Raw genomic sequence first — 15,424 nt, 5'->3', positions numbered from 1 at the left:
TGTGACTGGGAATCGACAGCGACTCGGAGCGGTGGGCGAAGGCATCGCCGCGGACTACCTGGCGACGCTGGGATGGCATGTCTGCGCCCGCAACTGGCGCACCAGGTACGGGGAACTCGACCTGATCGCGCGGGAGCCCAACCCGTCCGGCGGCGCCGACATCCTGGTCGTCGTCGAGGTTAAGACGCGCCGCAACGGTGCCGTTTACGACGACCCGGTGGCCGCCGTGACCGAGGACAAGCTGGCGCGGATGACGAGACTCGCCTGGATGTGGATCGGTGAACAACGGGAGTTCGGTGAGCTGGAGTACTTCGACTCGCTGCGTTACGACGTCATCTCCATCCGGATGGACGGGGCAGCCGGCGCACCGCTGCTGCGCCACCACCGTGGAGTGGTGGACTGATGGCGCTGGGGCGGGCGTTCTCGGTCGGACTCAATGCCTTCGCTCCGCGCGTGGTCGAGGTTCAGGCAAACACGAGCCGGGGCACCCCCGGCTTCTCGATCACCGGGCTCGCCGATACCGCGCTGCGCGAGGCCCGTGATCGGGTGCGGCCGGCCGTCGTCAACTCCGGCTTCAAGTTTCCGGATCTGAAGGTCGTCGTCGCTCTCGCTCCTGCGAATATGCCAAAGTCTGGGCCGGTCTACGACCTCGCCATGGCGGTGAGCATTGTGCTGGCGGTGCCGGACAACAAAGTCTCCAGCGAGAAGGTGCCGTCGACGGTCTTCCTCGGCGAGCTGGGCCTCGACGGTGCCATCCGGCCGGTGCGCGGTGTGCTGCCGTGCCTGATTGAGGCGCGGCGGGCCGGCTTCGCCCGCGCGGTCGTCCCGATGGCCAACACCGCCGAGGCCGCCCTGGTCGCCGAGATCGAGATCAACGGGGCGAGCACCCTCGGCGAGGTGTGTCGGTGGTTGAACGGTGAGTTCGTGCTCGACACCTCGGCGCCGCTGGTCGACGACACCGGGCCTGTGGTGCCGGATATGACCGACGTCGTGGGGCAGAGTCAGGCGCGCCGGGCCCTGGAGATCGCGGCGGCGGGGAGGCATCACGTGCTGATGACCGGCCCGCCGGGCATCGGCAAGACGATGCTGGCCCGCCGGCTGCCGGGGATACTTCCGTCGCTGGGCTCGGATGATTCGCTGGAGGTCACGGCGATTCACTCAATCGCCGGTACCCTGCCGCCCGCGCGGCCGCTCATCGTCGAACCACCGTTCATCGCGCCACACCACTCGGTGTCGATGACGGCACTGCTCGGTGGTGGGACCGGGATCGCCGGGCCGGGGGTCCTGTCGCTCGCCCATCGGGGGGTGTTGTTTCTCGACGAGTGCGCCGAGATGGGGGCCAAGGCGCTAGACGCCCTGCGACAGCCGTTGGAGGAAGGGGAGGTCCGGGTGTCGCGGCGGGACGGGGTGGCAACCTATCCCGCGCGGATTCAGTTGGTGCTGGCCGCCAACCCGTGTCCCTGTGCGCCCGCGCACGACGTCGACTGCGTGTGCTCGGTGGTCACTCGGCGTCGCTACCTGGGTCGGCTGTCCGGCCCGCTGATGGACCGCATCGACATTCGGGTCCGAATGAACCCGCCGGGCAATGCCGCGCTGCTCACCGAAGCGGGCGAGCCCAGCGCGGCGGTGCGTGCGCGCGTCGTCGCCGCCCGCGCCGCCGCCATCGCACGGTGGGCGCAGCATGGGTGGCGCACCAACGGGGAGGTCCCCGGGCCGGCGTTGCGCGGCGAATTCCGGCTCGTACCGGCCGCGATGCGTCCGGTCGAGCTCTTTCTGCGTGACGGCCGGGTGACGGCCCGGGGCGCGGACCGCGCGCTAAGGCTTAGCTGGACGTTGGCCGACCTACGGGGCGCGGACCACCCGGTCGAGGACGATGTGGCCCAGGCCCTGCTGTACCGCGATCGAGGGGGATTCGCGTGAGCGCCGACGAGGCGACGCTGCGGGCGTGGGCCTATCTGTCTCGCGTGGCCGAGCCCCCGCACACCGGGCTGCGCGAGCTCGTCGAGGCCGAGGGGCCACGTGCGGCGGCGGCCGCCATCCGGGCGCGGCGCCTGCCAGCCGGCTACGTGGGCCTGTTGGGTGCCACCGCGGCCCGGGCCGATTGTGATATCGCGGCTGCCGACCTGGACCGAGCAGCGCAGATCGGGGCTCGGCTGGTGACCCCCGACGACGAGGAGTGGCCAGGGTGGCAGCTGTGGGGCCTGCGGTCGGCCGACACTAGGGAGCGCGGGGGGCCGCCACTGGCGCTGTGGCTCCGGGGGCCCAAGAATCTGGCTGCGGAAGTGGCCACCGGAATCGGCGTCGTCGGGTCGCGCAACTCGACGTCGTACGGGGAGTATGTGACCGGGCAGATCGTCGGCGGGCTCGTCGGGGCGGGCTGGACGGTGATCTCCGGCGGCGCATTCGGCATCGACGGGACCGCCCACCGGGCCTGCTTGGGCAGTGGCGGCGCCACGGTGGCCGTAATGGCGTGTGGAATCGACGTCGACTACCCGGCGTCGCACGCGCAGCTCTTCGCGGCTATCGCCCGTGACGGACTGATTGTCAGCGAGTATCCGCCGGGGACTACGGCCGCCCGGCACCGTTTCCTCACCCGCAACCGGTTGGTCGCGGCCCTTTCCGCGGCGGTCCTCGTCGTCGAAGCCGGCCGGCGCAGCGGGGCGGCGAATACCGCGGCCTGGGCGCACAAGCTCGGCCGACCGTTGGGTGCGGTTCCCGGGCCGGTGACGTCGTCGATGTCGGTGGGGTGCAACCGGATGATCGCCGACGACCAGGCGGCCCTCATTGTCGACGCGCAGGCCCTCATCTCCCTCGCCGCCCCGGACGGTGAAGGCGGGCCCAACCGTGGGCCGGTGCGAAGGGTCGACGCACTGACCGGTGAGCGGCAACTCGTCTACGAGGCGATTCCGGGGTCCGGGACGATCACGGTCGATGAAATTGCTGTCGGGTCGGGGGTGGACGTCGGCCGGGTGTTGGCCGCGCTGGCCGGGCTGGAGGTCGACGGCTTCGTCACCGCGGTCGGCAGTGGATGGGCGCTGATTCCTGGTTAGGCTGATCTGCGTAGGCTGGCGGAACGATCGTGGGAAGGGACAGATGGCCAAGCGGCAGAACACGATGCGGGTGCTGCGGACCGAGCGACTGAGTCCGCATTTCGTCCGCGTGCACCTCGGCGGCGACGGATTCGACGGCTTCGTGCCGGTGCGTGGACACGATGATGTGAGCACCGACTGGGACACCGACATGTACATCAAGATCGTGTTCATGCCCGACGGGTCGCCAGTGCCGGACGACATCGACGCGACCGCCCTGCGCGGTGGTTCGGGCGAACCTGATCGGGCGGTCTTGCGCACCTACACCGTGCGCAGCTACGACCCGGTCAGCCGGGAACTCGCGGTCGACTTCGTCGTCCACGGCGACGAGGGCCTCGCCGGCCCGTGGGCCCTGCGCGCCCAACCGGGGGAGGCCGTGCGATTCGTCGGCCCCGGGAGTGGCTATCGTCCCCGCCCCGACGCGCCGTGGCATCTATTCGCCTGCGACGAGGCCGGCCTGCCCGCCGTCGCGGCGGCCCTGGAGTCCTTGCCAGCCGACGCGCGCGGCCAGGCATTCATCGAGGTCGCTGACGCCGGCGACGAACTGACGCTGACGGCTCCCGCCGGCGTTGAGATCAGCTGGATTCACCGCGGCGGGGGCGCCGGTGAGGTCGGCGACGAGGTGGCCGGAGACAACGCTCCGCTGATTGCCGCGGTCCGTGCCGCGCCCTGGTGGGACGGCGAGCCACAGGTCTTCATCCACGGGGAGGCGCAGGCGGTGATGCACAACCTTCGTGGCTATATCCGGCGGGTGCGCGGAGTGAGCGCCGCTAACGCGTCGATTTCCGGGTATTGGCGCCGCGGCCGAACCGAAGAAGGGTTCCGGCAGTGGAAGGCCGAACTCCGCAAGACCGAAGAGCAGCCCCCCGGCTGATCGGCGCACGACGTCCGGTAACGGTCTGATCGCGGCCGAGCGAGCCGGATTGCACGGTCGCGCCCGGCGGCGTGGACTGGTCGACATGGGTGAGCAGCACGGTGTCATCGACGAGTTCGCGATACACCTGCGCCTGGAGAAGGCGCGCAGCGAACACACCGTCCGCGCCTATACCGGCGATATCCGCGGGCTGGTCGCCTTCGCAGGCGCGCGCGGTGTCGCCGTCGCCGACCTCGACCTCGCGCTGCTGCGGGCGTGGCTGGCCGAACAGACGCGGCGCGGCATCGCCCGCACGACCATCGCCCGGCAGGTGTCGAGCGCGAAGACCTTCGGCGCGTGGGCGGCACGCGAGGGAATCCTCGCCGCCGATCCGGCGGTGCGACTGCAGGCACCGAAGTCGCATCGCATCCTTCCGCACGTCTTGTCGCCGGAGCAGGCACGGGCCGTCGCCCAGGCGCCGGTGGCCGCCGGGGACCAGGCGATCGGCGAACCTCCGTCGGCGATGCAGCAGCGCGACCGCCTCATCGTGGAACTGCTGTACGCCAGTGGGATCCGGGTCGGCGAGTTGTGCGGTCTCGATATCGACGATGTCGACGACTCCCGGTCGGTCATCCGGGTCACCGGGAAGGGCAACAAGCAGCGAACCGTGCCGTATGGCCGCCCGGCCGCGCAAGCGCTCGCCGGCTGGCTGCGCGACGGTCGGCCACAGGTGGCCACCGCGGCCTCGGGGGCGGCGCTGCTTCTCGGCGCCCGGGGCGGGCGGCTTGATCAGCGAATGGCGCGGTCGGTCGTCACCCGGGCCGTCGAGGCGGTCGGCGGACCCGCCATGGGACCGCATGGGCTGCGCCACAGCGCCGCCACCCACCTGCTGGAGGGTGGTGCGGACCTGCGCATCGTGCAAGAGTTGCTCGGGCACTCGTCATTGGCCACGACCCAGCTCTACACCCACGTCAGCGTTGAGCGGCTTCGCGCGGTCCACGCGCAAGCCCACCCCAGGGCATAGGGTGGTCGCCGTGATGAGACCGAGTCTTCGTGCCGCCGTCTTCGCCGCAACCGCGCTCGCCGTGGCGGGGTCCTCCTTCGGCGGCTTGTCCTCGCCGGCACACGCGGTGCCACCGGTCAGCCCGGCCGCCGCGGCTGACGGCCTCGTCGACGTGCGCACGGTGGTTCCTGGCGCGATCGTCGATCTGCGCTATGCGACGAGCGACAACTTCACCAAGACCAGGCTGTATCCGAGTGATGCGCGCTGTCTGGTGCACCGGTCGATGGCGCCAGGGCTGGCCAAGGCGGCTGCCCAGCTCCGAGATAAGGGATTGCGCCTGGTGTTCTGGGACTGCTACCGGCCGCATTCGGCGCAGGTGAAGATGTGGCAGGTCGTGCCCAATCCGGCGTGGGTTGCCAAGCCCGGCGGCAAGGCGACCAGCCACGAAGCGGGGCGATCCGTCGATGTCACACTGGCCGCCCGTGCCGGCCGTCGCCTCGACATGGGTACCGGCTTTGACGACTTCACCCCCGCCTCGCATGCCAACGCCAGTGGGATCAGCGCCGTCGCCCAGCGGAACCGTGCGACGTTGCGCCAAGCTATGGCATCGGGCGGGATCGCGCAGTACGAAGGTGAGTGGTGGCACTACGACGGTCCCGGATCGGGCTCGCCGCGCCCACATCTGCGTGCGCCGGTCAACTAGGACGCGGGGCAGCGGCCCTCGCACCGGCGACGGTTGCCAACTGTTCACGAGACCGGAAAGAGCCGTACGCGCAAGTGTCCCACCAGGCCCAATGGGTTGCGGTAGCCGCCGCCCGCACCGGGACCGGTGCGGGCACCCCAATGCAGGCAGGCACTGACCGGACAGCCCTCATGGCCGGCGTGGACGGCCCCGATGACGTCGCCGCGGCGCACGGTGTCGCCCTCGCGGACCTGCGCTTCCACCGGTTCGTAGGTTGTCCACAGGGTGGCCGAATGCCGAATCGATACCACTGGTCTGCCGCCGACCTGCCCGGCGAAGGTGACTGTGCCGTCGCCGGCCGACGTGACCGGTTGCCCGGCACTGGCTGCCAGATCGACACCGCGGTGGCCGGGCAGCCAGCGCTGCGCGGGCGGGTCATAGCCGGTGACCACTGGTGGTCGCGGCTGCAGGGGCCAGCCGTAGCGAGCCGCCGCATCCGCGTGCGGCGCCACGAAGAGGGCAACGAGCAGACATCCGGGAATTATCGGCGAGCGCATGTGAAGTTGGACGCACCGCGCCGACACGCGGTTCCCGCGAGTGCTCTGAAACGTCGATTTGGTAGCCGCGACCTGCGCCATTAGACTTGACCACGCACTTCATCACGGCTTGTGCCAGATGACGTGACTTCGCATGCTCGCTACCGATCTTCGCTGGTCGGCGCGGCACGGGCAGTCCCGAGAGTTCGGGCCCGTCGCCGTGGCAAGCATCAGGATCATCCGCCAAACCCGGCGGGCGATGACAACTGCAAAAGAATTGGAGTCTCGACCATGGCTGTCGTGACCATGAAGCAGCTGCTGGACAGCGGCGCGCATTTCGGACATCAGACCCGCCGGTGGAACCCGAAGATGAAGCGTTTCATCTTCACCGACCGCAACGGCATCTACATCATCGATCTGCAGCAGACGCTGACCTTCATCGACCGTGCCTACGAGTTCGTCAAGGAGACCGTCGCCCACGGCGGCACCGTCCTTTTCGTCGGCACCAAGAAGCAGGCGCAGGAATCGATCGCCGACGAGGCGACCCGAGTCGGCATGCCGTATGTCAACCAGCGCTGGCTCGGCGGCATGCTCACCAACTTCTCGACCGTTCACAAGCGCCTGCAGCGCATGAAGGAACTCGAGACCATGGAGCAGACCGGCGGCTTCGAGGGACGCACCAAGAAGGAAATCTTGATGCTCACCCGCGAGAAGAACAAGCTTGAGCGCACGCTCGGCGGTATCCGCGACATGGCCAAGGTGCCCTCGGCCATCTGGGTCGTCGACACCAACAAGGAGCACATCGCCGTCGGCGAGGCGCGCAAGCTCAACATCCCGGTCATCGCGATCCTCGACACCAACTGCGACCCGGACCTCGTCGACTACCCGATCCCGGGCAACGACGATGCGATCCGCAGCGCGGCGCTGCTGACCCGGGTGGTCGCCTCGGCCGTTGCCGAAGGCGTGCAGGCCCGGGCCGGACAGTCCGCCGGCGACGACAAGCCGGCCGCCGGCGAGCCGCTTGCCGAGTGGGAGCAGGAACTACTTGCCGAGGCCACTGCTTCGACCGACGCACCTGCTGCCGAGGCAACCGCCGCCACCGAGGCGCCGGCCACCGAGGCACCCGTCGCAGAGTAGTCGCGGCGCGTACGACTATCCATCCAGCCAATCCAACAAGGAGGCTCGCCACCCATGGCGAACTACACCGCAGCCGACGTCAAACGGCTTCGTGAGCTCACCGGCTCGGGCATGCTAGATTGCAAGAACGCCCTGGCCAACAATGACGGCGACTTCGACAAGGCCGTTGAGGAACTGCGCATCAAGGGTGCCAAAGACGTCGGCAAGCGTGCTGAGCGATCGACGGCCGAGGGCCTGGTCGCCGCTCGCGGCGGCGCGATGATCGAGCTCAACAGCGAGACCGACTTCGTCGCCAAGAACGACGAGTTCCAGGCGCTCGCCGATCAGGTCCTCGAGGCCGCGCTGGTGGCACAGACCAGCAACGTCGACGAGCTCCAGGCCGCCAAGCTGGGCGACGGCACTGTCGCCGACGCGATTGCAGCCCTCTCGGCCAAGATCGGCGAGAAGCTCGTATTGCGCCGCGTCGCCTACTACGGTGGCCCGGTCGCGGTCTACCTGCACAAGCGTGCGTCGGATCTGCCTCCGGGCGTCGGCGTGCTGGTGTCCTATGACGGTGACGGCGATGCTGCTGCCGAGGTCGCGCGCGGGGCCGCCATGCAGGTCGCCGCACTCAAGGCCCGCTACGCGAGTCGTGATGAGGTACCCGCGGAGGTTCAGGCCGATGAACGCCGGATCGCCGAGCAGACCGCTCGCGAGGAGGGCAAGCCGGAGCAGGCGCTGGCCAAGATCGTCGAGGGCCGCCTGACCGGTTTCTTCAAGGACGTCGTCTTGATCGACCAGCCGTCGGTCACCGACTCCAAGAAGACCGTCGGCGCGATTCTCGCCGACGCCGGCGTCACGGTGAAAGGCTTCACCCGGTTCGAGGTGGGGCAGTCCTAGCCGGACCGCAACAGCCAACCGCAACAGCCGCTGGGCCCCGCCAATCCGTCCGACCGGTCGGGGGCGGGGCCCAGTGGCGTGCAGCCTAAGATGAGACCAGTGCGCGCTGCCGGTATCCACCGGTACGGGTTCTGGAACAGTCTGAGCCGGCCCAGTCGGGTCGCGGAAGCGAGGAGTCACATGTCGGGGTCGGGAGACAGTACTGCTCGGCACGGATACAAGCGGGTCCTACTGAAGCTGGGCGGGGAGATGTTCGGCGGCGGCAAGGTGGGGCTCGACCCGGATGTGGTCGCCGCGGTCGCCGACCAAATCGCCGCGGTCGTGCGCGACGGTGCCCAGATCGCGGTCGTCATCGGCGGCGGCAACTTCTTTCGCGGCGCCGAACTGCAACAGCGCGGCCTCGACCGGTCCCGCTCGGACTACATGGGCATGTTGGGCACCGTCATGAATTGCCTGGCCCTGCAGGACTTTCTAGAGAAGCGTGGGGTGACCACCCGGGTGCAGACCGCGATCACGATGGGGCAGGTCGCCGAGCCGTACCTGCCGCTGCGCGCCGTCCGCCACCTGGAGAAGGGGCGCGTGGTGATCTTCGGAGCCGGCATGGGAATGCCCTACTTCTCCACCGACACCACCGCCGCGCAGCGTGCAGTGGAGATCAAGGCCGAGGTCGTGCTGATGGCCAAAGCCGTTGACGGCGTGTTCACCGCGGATCCCCGGGATGACCCGGAAGCGACGATGTTCAGCGAGATCAGCCATCGAGAGGTGCTGGAAAAGGAACTCAAAGTCGCCGACGCGACCGCGTTCAGCCTCTGTATGGACAACAAGATGCCGATGTTGGTGTTCAATCTGTTGACTGAGGGCAACATCGCGCGCGCCATCGCGGGCGAGCGCATCGGCACCCTCGTGACGACCTAGGAGAAACGTAGATACCGATGATTGACGACGCGCTGCTCGACGCCGAGGAGAAGATGGAGAAGGCTCTGTCGCGGGCGAAGGACGACATGGGTTCGATCCGAACGGGGCGGGCAAACCCGTCGATGTTCAACCGTGTGGTCATCGACTACTACGGTTCGCCGACGCCGATCACCCAGGTTGCCAGTATCGCGACCCCGGAGGCCCGGCTCGTCGTCATCAAACCCTACGAGCAGTCCTCGCTCGGCGACATCGAGACGGCCATCCGCAATTCCGATCTGGGCGTCAACCCCACCAACGACGGTCACATCATCCGGGTGGCGATTCCGCAGTTGACCGAGGACCGTCGTAAGGAATTGGTCAAACAGGCCAAGACGAAGGGGGAGGACGCCAAGGTTGCGATCCGCAACGTGCGGCGCAAGGCGGCCGAAGAACTCAGGCGCATCCAGAAAGATGGCGAGGCCGGTGAGGACGAGGTTGTGCGCGCCGAGAAGGAACTGGACAAGACGACCTCGACCTACGTCGCGCACGTCGACGAGATCGTCAAACACAAGGAAGGCGAGCTGCTCGAAGTCTGAGCGGACACCTCGATGACCACTACGCCACCGCCGCCCGCCGCCGCCGCCGATAAGAAGCCGTCGAAGGCCGGACGTAACCTGCCCGCCGCGATCGGCTTCGGCGCCTCCCTCGGCGGCCTGTGCATCGCCGTCCTGCTGCTCGCGCCGGCGTGGTGGTACGTCGTGGTTGGCGTCGCCATGGTGATTGCCACGTGGGAGCTCGTCAAGCGGCTGCGGGAGAACGGCTTCGCCGTCCCCGTCGTTCCGTTGCTGGTCGGCTGCGCCGCAATCATCGCATCATCGTGGCAGTGGGGAACCACGGGCGTCCTCGTGGCACTCGTGGCGACAGTGCTGGTCACGATGGTGTGGCGGTTGCTGAGCCAGGGACTGACGGCGGCGCCGGTGAACTACCTGCCAGACCTCTCCGCCTCCGTCCTGGTGTTGCTGTGGATCCCGGTGCTCGCCTCGTTCGGAGCTGCGATGGTGCTGCAGGATCATGGTCCGCAGCGTGTTTTCACACTGATCATCGTCGTCGTGTGCTCCGATGTCGGCGGCTACACCGCCGGTGTGCTGTTCGGCAAGCACCCCATGGTCCCGGCGATCAGCCCGAAGAAGTCGTGGGAGGGGCTCGCCGGTTCGTTGACTTTCGGCGTGGTGGGTGCGATTTGCTGCGTTGTCTTCCTGCTCGACAGTCACTGGTGGATCGGGATGATCCTTGGGGCGGTCCTGGTGTTCTGTGCGACGCTCGGCGACCTCGTCGAATCCCAGGTCAAACGCGACCTGGCGATCAAAGACATGGGCACTTTGCTGCCCGGTCACGGGGGCATCATGGATCGCCTCGATTCACTGCTGCCGTCGGCTTTCATCGTATGGGCGGTGTTGTCCGCGCTGCTCTGACTGGGCCCCGAAGTGCAGTGGATCAGTCACTAGCCGATGACCGTGGCCGACCCGAGGGCGCGCGGTGGGCCGGCGTTCGTCGCCGGGGGCTCGGGTGCGGACGGGAGCCGTCGGGCGCATCGGGTTGGTGTGGCCCGGCTCCGACGTGGGAGAATCGGCCCATGACTTCCTTGCCGCTGGTGTTCGACGCGCCCAAGCGTGGCAAGCCGCCCACCCATTTCGCCGACCTTTCCCCCGACGAGGCTGCAACCGTGGTCGAGCGACTCGGTCTGCCGAAGTTTCGGGCGAAGCAGTTGGCCAACCACTACTACGCGCGACTGTCCGCCGACGTCGCCGAGATGACCGACCTGCCCGCCGCCGTTCGCGACGACGTCGGTGAGCAACTCTTCCCGGCGTTGATGACGCCGGTCCGGGCCATCGACACCGACGACCACACCACGCGCAAGACACTGTGGCGCCTGCACGACGGCACGCTGCTGGAAAGCGTTCTGATGCGCTACCCGGAGCGCAACACGCTGTGCATCTCCTCGCAGGCCGGCTGTGGAATGGCCTGTCCCTTCTGTGCGACCGGGCAGGGCGGGCTCGACCGCAACCTGTCGACCGCCGAGATCGTCGACCAGGTCAGGTCGGCGGCACGCACCCTGCGGGACGGCGAGTTCGGTGCGCCCGGGCGGCTGTCCAACGTCGTCTTCATGGGCATGGGGGAGCCGCTGGCCAACTACCGGCGCGTCGTCGACGCGGTGCGCAAGATCGTGTCACCCATACCCCAGGGTCTGGGCATCTCGGCGCGATCGGTCACCGTGTCGACGGTCGGACTGGCCCCCGCGATCCGGCGGTTGGCCGACGAGGGGCTGGCTGTCACCCTCGCGGTGTCCTTGCACACTCCCGACGACGAGTTGCGCGACACGCTGGTTCCGGTGAACAACCGCTGGTCGGTGGCCGAGGTACTCGATGCGGCCCGTTACTACGCCGACACCACGGGCCGGCGCGTCTCCATCGAGTACGCACTGATCCGCGACGTCAACGATCAGCCGTGGCGAGCGGACCTGCTCGGTGTGAAACTGCGCGATGCGCTGGGCTCGCTGGTTCACGTCAATCTGATTCCGCTCAACCCGACGCCGGGATCAGAATGGGACGCGAGTCCTAAACCGGTAGAGCGGGAGTTCGTGGCGCGGGTGCGTGCGCAGGGCGTTTCCTGCACCGTGCGCGACACGCGTGGTCAAGAGATCGCCGCCGCCTGCGGACAGCTGGCGGCGGAGGGCTAGCTCCAGCGGAGGGCTGGGGCTAGCGGAGGGCTAGCTCCAGCGGAGGGTTGGGCGGGATATTGGGCCGAGTCGACTATCGGCGACTCGGCGCCAGGGTGTTCTTGAGAAGGACGAACGCCAAACCGATGGCGATACATACCAGGAAGACGTCCTCGACCTTGCCGGTGTGATTGCCGATCGTCATGCCGAGCAGGGCGATGACGACCACCCAGCCGGCGATGGCGGCGGTCTTACGGCCGAATCCGTGCCATCCGAAACGCGCCGACGGCGCATCGGCCGGCTCGCGGACCCAACCGGTGTCAACGCTGGGGTGATCGACCTCGGTGCTAGCCACTTGACGACTCCTTCGACGGTACGGACTGTTGGCAGTCATCATAACCGGCGCGCGGTCGCTTTCCATGGATGGGGGAGAATGTCGGAGTGAGCACTCGTGTACTGATTCTCGGCTCGACCGGGTCGATCGGCACCCAGGCATTGGAAGTGATCGCCGAGCATCCGGAGCGCTTCACCGTCGTCGGGCTCGGTGCGGGCGGTGCCAACGCTGCGATGTTGATCACGCAGGCGCGCGACTTCGGCGTGCCGTCGACGGCGATCGCCGTGGCCGACGAGACGGCCGCGGCGCAGGTCGTCGAGGCGGTTGGTCCGGGTGTGCACGCCGGTCCCGCCGCGATGGTCGATCTCGTCGAGGCGGTGCCCGCCGACATCATACTCAACGCCGTCGTCGGCGCGCGCGGCCTGGCGCCGAGTCTGGCGGTACTGGGAGCGGGGGCGCGGCTGGCATTGGCCAACAAGGAGTCCCTGGTGGCCGGCGGGTCACTGGTGATGGACGCCGCGGCGCCCGGGCAGATCGTCCCCGTCGACTCCGAGCACTCGGCCATCGCCCAGTGCCTGCGCGGCGGCAGTGCGGCCGAGGTCGACCGACTGGTCTTGACTGCGTCGGGCGGGCCGTTTCGCGGCTGGAGTGCAGCACAGTTGCGCGATGTCACGCCGGAGCAGGCGGGCAATCATCCGACCTGGTCAATGGGGCCGATGATCACGTTGAACTCGGCCACCCTGGTCAACAAGGCGCTGGAGGTGATCGAAGCGCACCTGCTGTTCGGCGTGCCCTATGACCGGATCGACGTCACGGTCCACCCGCAGTCGATCGTCCACTCGATGGTCACCTTCGTCGATGGCGCGACCATCGCGAAGGCGTCGCCGCCGTCGATGAAACTGCCCATTGCCCTCGCCCTCGGCTGGCCCGATCGAGTACCCGGATCATCGGCTGCCTGCGACTTCGCCACTGCGTCGCAATGGACGTTCGAACCCGTCGACGACGAGGTGTTCCCGGCGATCGCCCTTGCCCGCGCGGCGGGCACGGCCGGGGGGAGTCTGACGGCCGTCTACAACGCCGCCAACGAGATCGCCGCGCAGGCATTCCTCGACGGCCGATTGCGGTTCGACCGCATCGTGCCGACCATCGCCGAAGTGCTCGCCACGGCCGACGAGTGGCGGGCGCAGCCAGGTACTGTGGACGAGGTATATGCCGCCGACCGGTGGGCCCGGGCCCGGGCCGCCGCGGTGTTAGAACAACGGTGCTAAGCGCAGCGGTGGTTAGAGCAACGGAGTCGAACCAGTGAGTTTTGCCCTCGGGGTCGCGGGATTCGCGATCGCATTGGTGCTGTCGGTGGCCTGGCACGAGTGTGGCCACATGTGGGCCGCGCAGGCCACCGGCATGAAGGTTCGCCGCTTCTTCGTCGGATTCGGCCCCACCTTGTGGTCGACCCGTCGCGGCGAGACCGAGTACGGCTTCAAAGCCATTCCCGCCGGTGGGTTCTGCGACATCGCCGGGATGACGCCCTATGACGAACTGACTCCCGACGAGCAGTCGCGCGCGATGTACAAGCAGAAGCCGTGGAAGCGGCTCGTCGTGCTGCTGGCGGGTCCCCTGCAGAACTTCATCCTCGGCTTTGTGCTCATCGTCGTGCTCGCCGTCGGGTGGGGTCTGCCGAACCTCAAGCCCCAACCGACCCCGGCCGTGGTCGCCGCAACGTTCTGTGTGGCACCGCAACTCAACGAGAAGGGCGAGAACGCCGTGCCGTGTACCGGCGCCGGCCCCGCCGCCGAGGCCGGGCTGCGTCCGGGCGACACGATCGTCTCGGTGAATGGGAAGCCCGTCACCAAGGCGGCCGAGGTCACGCCGCTGCTCGGTAGTGCGAGCGGACCGGTCGCACTAGGGGTCGAGCGGGGCGGGCAACTGCTGAATCTGACCGTCACGCCGACACCGGTGACGATCACCGGTCCCGGCCCCAACGGCACGACGACGACCCAGAAGCGCCAGATGGTCGGCCTGAAGTACCCGGCCCCGCCCGTTCCGGAAAAATACGGCCTCGGGTCCGCGATTCCGGCGTCGGTCGTCTTCACCGGGCAGATGTTTGAGGCGACCTGGGACGCCCTGTGGTCGCTTCCGACGAAGATCGGCGCACTCTGGACCGCGGTGACCGGTGGCGAGCGCTCGGCGGACACCCCGATCAGCGTGTGGGGCGCATCGGTGATCGGCGGCGAAGCCGTCGAGCGCGGCGTGTGGGAGTTGTTCCTCGGTCTGCTGATCAGCATCAACTTCTTCCTCGGGCTGTTCAACCTGGTGCCGCTGCTGCCGCTCGACGGTGGGCACATGGCGGTGGCCGCGTACGAGAAGATCCGTGACACCGTGCGGCGCCGGCTCGGCAAGGTCGCCGCCGGCCCGGTCGACTACATGAAGCTGATGCCGCTGACCTATGGCGTCGTCGCCGTGATGGGCGCCTTCATGGTGTTGACCCTCGTTGCCGACATCATCAACCCGATCAAGCTGTTCTGAGGTTTCTGAAAATGACCAGCCCATCCTCGCCCGTTCCCATCGGACTCGGTATGCCCGCCGGCCCGCCGCCCACGCTCGCGCTCCGTCGGCAGACCCGGCAGATCCGCGTCGGCGACGTCGGGGTGGGCAGCGAGAGCCCGATCTCGGTGCAATCGATGACCACGACCAAGACGCACGACGTCAATGCGACGCTGCAGCAGATCGCGGAACTGACCGCGGCGGGCTGCGACATCGTCCGTGTCGCCTGTCCACGGCAGGAGGATGCCGACGCGCTGCCCGAGATCGCCCGGAAAGCCAATATCCCGGTGATCGCCGACATCCACTTCCAGCCGAAGTACATCTTCGCCGCGATCGATGCGGGCTGCGCAGCGGTGCGCGTCAACCCCGGCAACATCAAGGAATTCGACGGTCGGGTCAAAGAAGTCGCGCGCGCGGCCGGTGCCGCGGGTATCCCGATTCGCATCGGCGTCAACGCCGGATCGCTGGACAGCCGGATGATGGCGAAGTACGGGAAGGCCACCCCGGAGGCGCTCGTCGAGTCGGCCCTGTGGGAGGCATCGCTGTTCGAGGAGCACGGCTTCGGCGACATCAAGATTTCGGTCAAGCACAACGACCCCGTCATCATGGTCGAGGCCTACCGCCAGTTGGCTGCCCAGTGCGACTACCCGCTGCACCTCGGGGTGACCGAGGCGGGTCCGGCGTTCCAGGGCACCATCAAATCCGCGGTCGCGTTCGGCGCACTGCTGTCCGAGGGGATCGGCGACACCATCCGCGTCTC

17 protein-coding genes are annotated in these 15,424 nt (G+C 68.2%); 15 read left to right on the top strand and 2 right to left on the bottom strand.

What is annotated here, in order from left to right:
* Position 1: 1 nt before the first annotated feature.
* From B4M62_RS10190 to B4M62_RS10165, 6 genes are all read left to right on the top strand, one after another.
* Positions 2–403 (top strand): YraN family protein, encoded by a 402-nt coding sequence (locus B4M62_RS10190; RefSeq protein WP_290707308.1) that lies wholly within the window; start codon positions 2–4, stop codon positions 401–403.
* A complete protein-coding gene (locus B4M62_RS10185; protein ID WP_290707306.1) occupies positions 403–1,920 on the top strand; it encodes a YifB family Mg chelatase-like AAA ATPase in 1,518 nt (505 codons plus the stop codon). The genes B4M62_RS10190 and B4M62_RS10185 overlap by 1 nt, the downstream gene beginning before the upstream one ends.
* Positions 1,917–3,050 (top strand): DNA-processing protein DprA, encoded by a 1,134-nt coding sequence (gene dprA, locus B4M62_RS10180; protein WP_414651820.1) that lies wholly within the window; start codon positions 1,917–1,919, stop codon positions 3,048–3,050. Before B4M62_RS10185 ends, dprA begins: the two co-directional genes overlap by 4 nt.
* Before the next feature lie 43 nt (positions 3,051–3,093).
* Positions 3,094–3,963 (top strand): siderophore-interacting protein, encoded by an 870-nt coding sequence (locus tag B4M62_RS10175; protein ID WP_290707304.1) that lies wholly within the window; start codon positions 3,094–3,096, stop codon positions 3,961–3,963.
* Between the two features lie 85 nt (positions 3,964–4,048).
* Positions 4,049–4,966, top strand: coding sequence for a tyrosine recombinase XerC (locus B4M62_RS10170; protein WP_290707302.1), 918 nt, complete (start codon positions 4,049–4,051; stop codon positions 4,964–4,966).
* Between the two features lie 13 nt (positions 4,967–4,979).
* A complete protein-coding gene (locus B4M62_RS10165) occupies positions 4,980–5,648 on the top strand; it encodes a M15 family metallopeptidase (protein WP_290707300.1) in 669 nt (222 codons plus the stop codon).
* 44 nt (positions 5,649–5,692) lie between these two features.
* Here the strand turns inward: B4M62_RS10165 and B4M62_RS10160 are convergent, their stop codons facing one another.
* A complete protein-coding gene (locus tag B4M62_RS10160) occupies positions 5,693–6,184 on the bottom strand; it encodes a M23 family metallopeptidase (RefSeq protein ID WP_414651819.1) in 492 nt (163 codons plus the stop codon).
* 270 nt (positions 6,185–6,454) lie between these two features.
* Here B4M62_RS10160 and rpsB point away from each other — a divergent pair, with 270 nt between their 5' ends.
* From rpsB to rlmN, 6 genes are all read left to right on the top strand, one after another.
* A complete protein-coding gene (gene rpsB, locus B4M62_RS10155) occupies positions 6,455–7,300 on the top strand; it encodes a 30S ribosomal protein S2 (RefSeq protein ID WP_290707296.1) in 846 nt (281 codons plus the stop codon).
* 54 nt (positions 7,301–7,354) lie between these two features.
* A complete protein-coding gene (tsf, locus tag B4M62_RS10150) occupies positions 7,355–8,179 on the top strand; it encodes a translation elongation factor Ts (protein WP_290707295.1) in 825 nt (274 codons plus the stop codon).
* A 180-nt stretch (positions 8,180–8,359) separates the two neighbouring features.
* Complete coding sequence (gene pyrH / locus B4M62_RS10145; RefSeq protein WP_290707293.1) at positions 8,360–9,094, top strand: UMP kinase; 735 nt, start codon at positions 8,360–8,362, stop codon at positions 9,092–9,094.
* A gap of 17 nt (positions 9,095–9,111) precedes the next feature.
* A complete protein-coding gene (gene frr, locus B4M62_RS10140; protein ID WP_290707291.1) occupies positions 9,112–9,669 on the top strand; it encodes a ribosome recycling factor in 558 nt (185 codons plus the stop codon).
* Positions 9,670–9,681: 12 nt separating this feature from the next.
* Positions 9,682–10,545, top strand: a complete 864-nt coding sequence (locus B4M62_RS10135; protein ID WP_290707289.1) for a phosphatidate cytidylyltransferase — start codon at positions 9,682–9,684, stop codon at positions 10,543–10,545.
* Between the two features lie 161 nt (positions 10,546–10,706).
* Entirely contained in the window at positions 10,707–11,810 is a 1,104-nt protein-coding gene (rlmN, locus tag B4M62_RS10130; RefSeq protein ID WP_290707287.1) for a 23S rRNA (adenine(2503)-C(2))-methyltransferase RlmN, read from the top strand.
* 73 nt (positions 11,811–11,883) lie between these two features.
* Here rlmN and B4M62_RS10125 read toward each other — a convergent pair whose 3' ends face one another.
* On the bottom strand, positions 11,884–12,144 hold the full coding sequence (locus tag B4M62_RS10125) for a DUF2631 domain-containing protein (protein WP_290707285.1): 261 nt from the start codon (positions 12,142–12,144) through the stop codon (positions 11,884–11,886).
* Between the two features lie 68 nt (positions 12,145–12,212).
* Between B4M62_RS10125 and dxr the strand changes: the two genes are divergently transcribed.
* The 3 genes from dxr to ispG form a co-directional block, all read left to right on the top strand.
* Positions 12,213–13,391: a 1-deoxy-D-xylulose-5-phosphate reductoisomerase gene (gene dxr / locus B4M62_RS10120; protein WP_414651818.1), complete on the top strand. Its 1,179-nt coding sequence runs from the start codon at positions 12,213–12,215 to the stop codon at positions 13,389–13,391.
* 34 nt (positions 13,392–13,425) lie between these two features.
* On the top strand, positions 13,426–14,646 hold the full coding sequence (locus B4M62_RS10115) for a M50 family metallopeptidase (RefSeq protein WP_290707281.1): 1,221 nt from the start codon (positions 13,426–13,428) through the stop codon (positions 14,644–14,646).
* Between the two features lie 11 nt (positions 14,647–14,657).
* Positions 14,658–15,424: flavodoxin-dependent (E)-4-hydroxy-3-methylbut-2-enyl-diphosphate synthase (ispG, locus tag B4M62_RS10110; RefSeq protein WP_290707279.1), on the top strand; the 767-nt coding region annotated here is incomplete at its 3' end.

It is taken from the genome of Gordonia sp. UBA5067 (assembly GCF_002414845.1).
In the GTDB taxonomy this organism is placed as follows: Bacteria; Actinomycetota; Actinomycetes; order Mycobacteriales; family Mycobacteriaceae; genus Gordonia; species Gordonia defluvii.
This window is presented reverse-complemented; position numbering and strand designations above follow the sequence as displayed.

Bases quoted from the DNA above. Each gene is read 5' to 3' on its own strand.
- B4M62_RS10185 (WP_290707306.1), top strand. From the start codon at position 403: ATGGCGCTGGGGCGGGCGTTCTCGGTCGGACTCAATGCCTTCGCTCCG.
- B4M62_RS10175 (WP_290707304.1), top strand. From the start codon at position 3,094: ATGGCCAAGCGGCAGAACACGATGCGGGTGCTGCGGACCGAGCGACTG.
- B4M62_RS10170 (WP_290707302.1), top strand. From the start codon at position 4,049: ATGGGTGAGCAGCACGGTGTCATCGACGAGTTCGCGATACACCTGCGC.
- B4M62_RS10165 (WP_290707300.1), top strand. From the start codon at position 4,980: ATGAGACCGAGTCTTCGTGCCGCCGTCTTCGCCGCAACCGCGCTCGCC.
- B4M62_RS10160 (WP_414651819.1), bottom strand. From the start codon at position 6,184: ATGCGCTCGCCGATAATTCCCGGATGTCTGCTCGTTGCCCTCTTCGTG.
- rpsB (WP_290707296.1), top strand. From the start codon at position 6,455: ATGGCTGTCGTGACCATGAAGCAGCTGCTGGACAGCGGCGCGCATTTC.
- tsf (WP_290707295.1), top strand. From the start codon at position 7,355: ATGGCGAACTACACCGCAGCCGACGTCAAACGGCTTCGTGAGCTCACC.
- pyrH (WP_290707293.1), top strand. From the start codon at position 8,360: ATGTCGGGGTCGGGAGACAGTACTGCTCGGCACGGATACAAGCGGGTC.
- frr (WP_290707291.1), top strand. From the start codon at position 9,112: ATGATTGACGACGCGCTGCTCGACGCCGAGGAGAAGATGGAGAAGGCT.
- B4M62_RS10135 (WP_290707289.1), top strand. From the start codon at position 9,682: ATGACCACTACGCCACCGCCGCCCGCCGCCGCCGCCGATAAGAAGCCG.
- rlmN (WP_290707287.1), top strand. From the start codon at position 10,707: ATGACTTCCTTGCCGCTGGTGTTCGACGCGCCCAAGCGTGGCAAGCCG.
- dxr (WP_414651818.1), top strand. From the start codon at position 12,213: ATGGGGGAGAATGTCGGAGTGAGCACTCGTGTACTGATTCTCGGCTCG.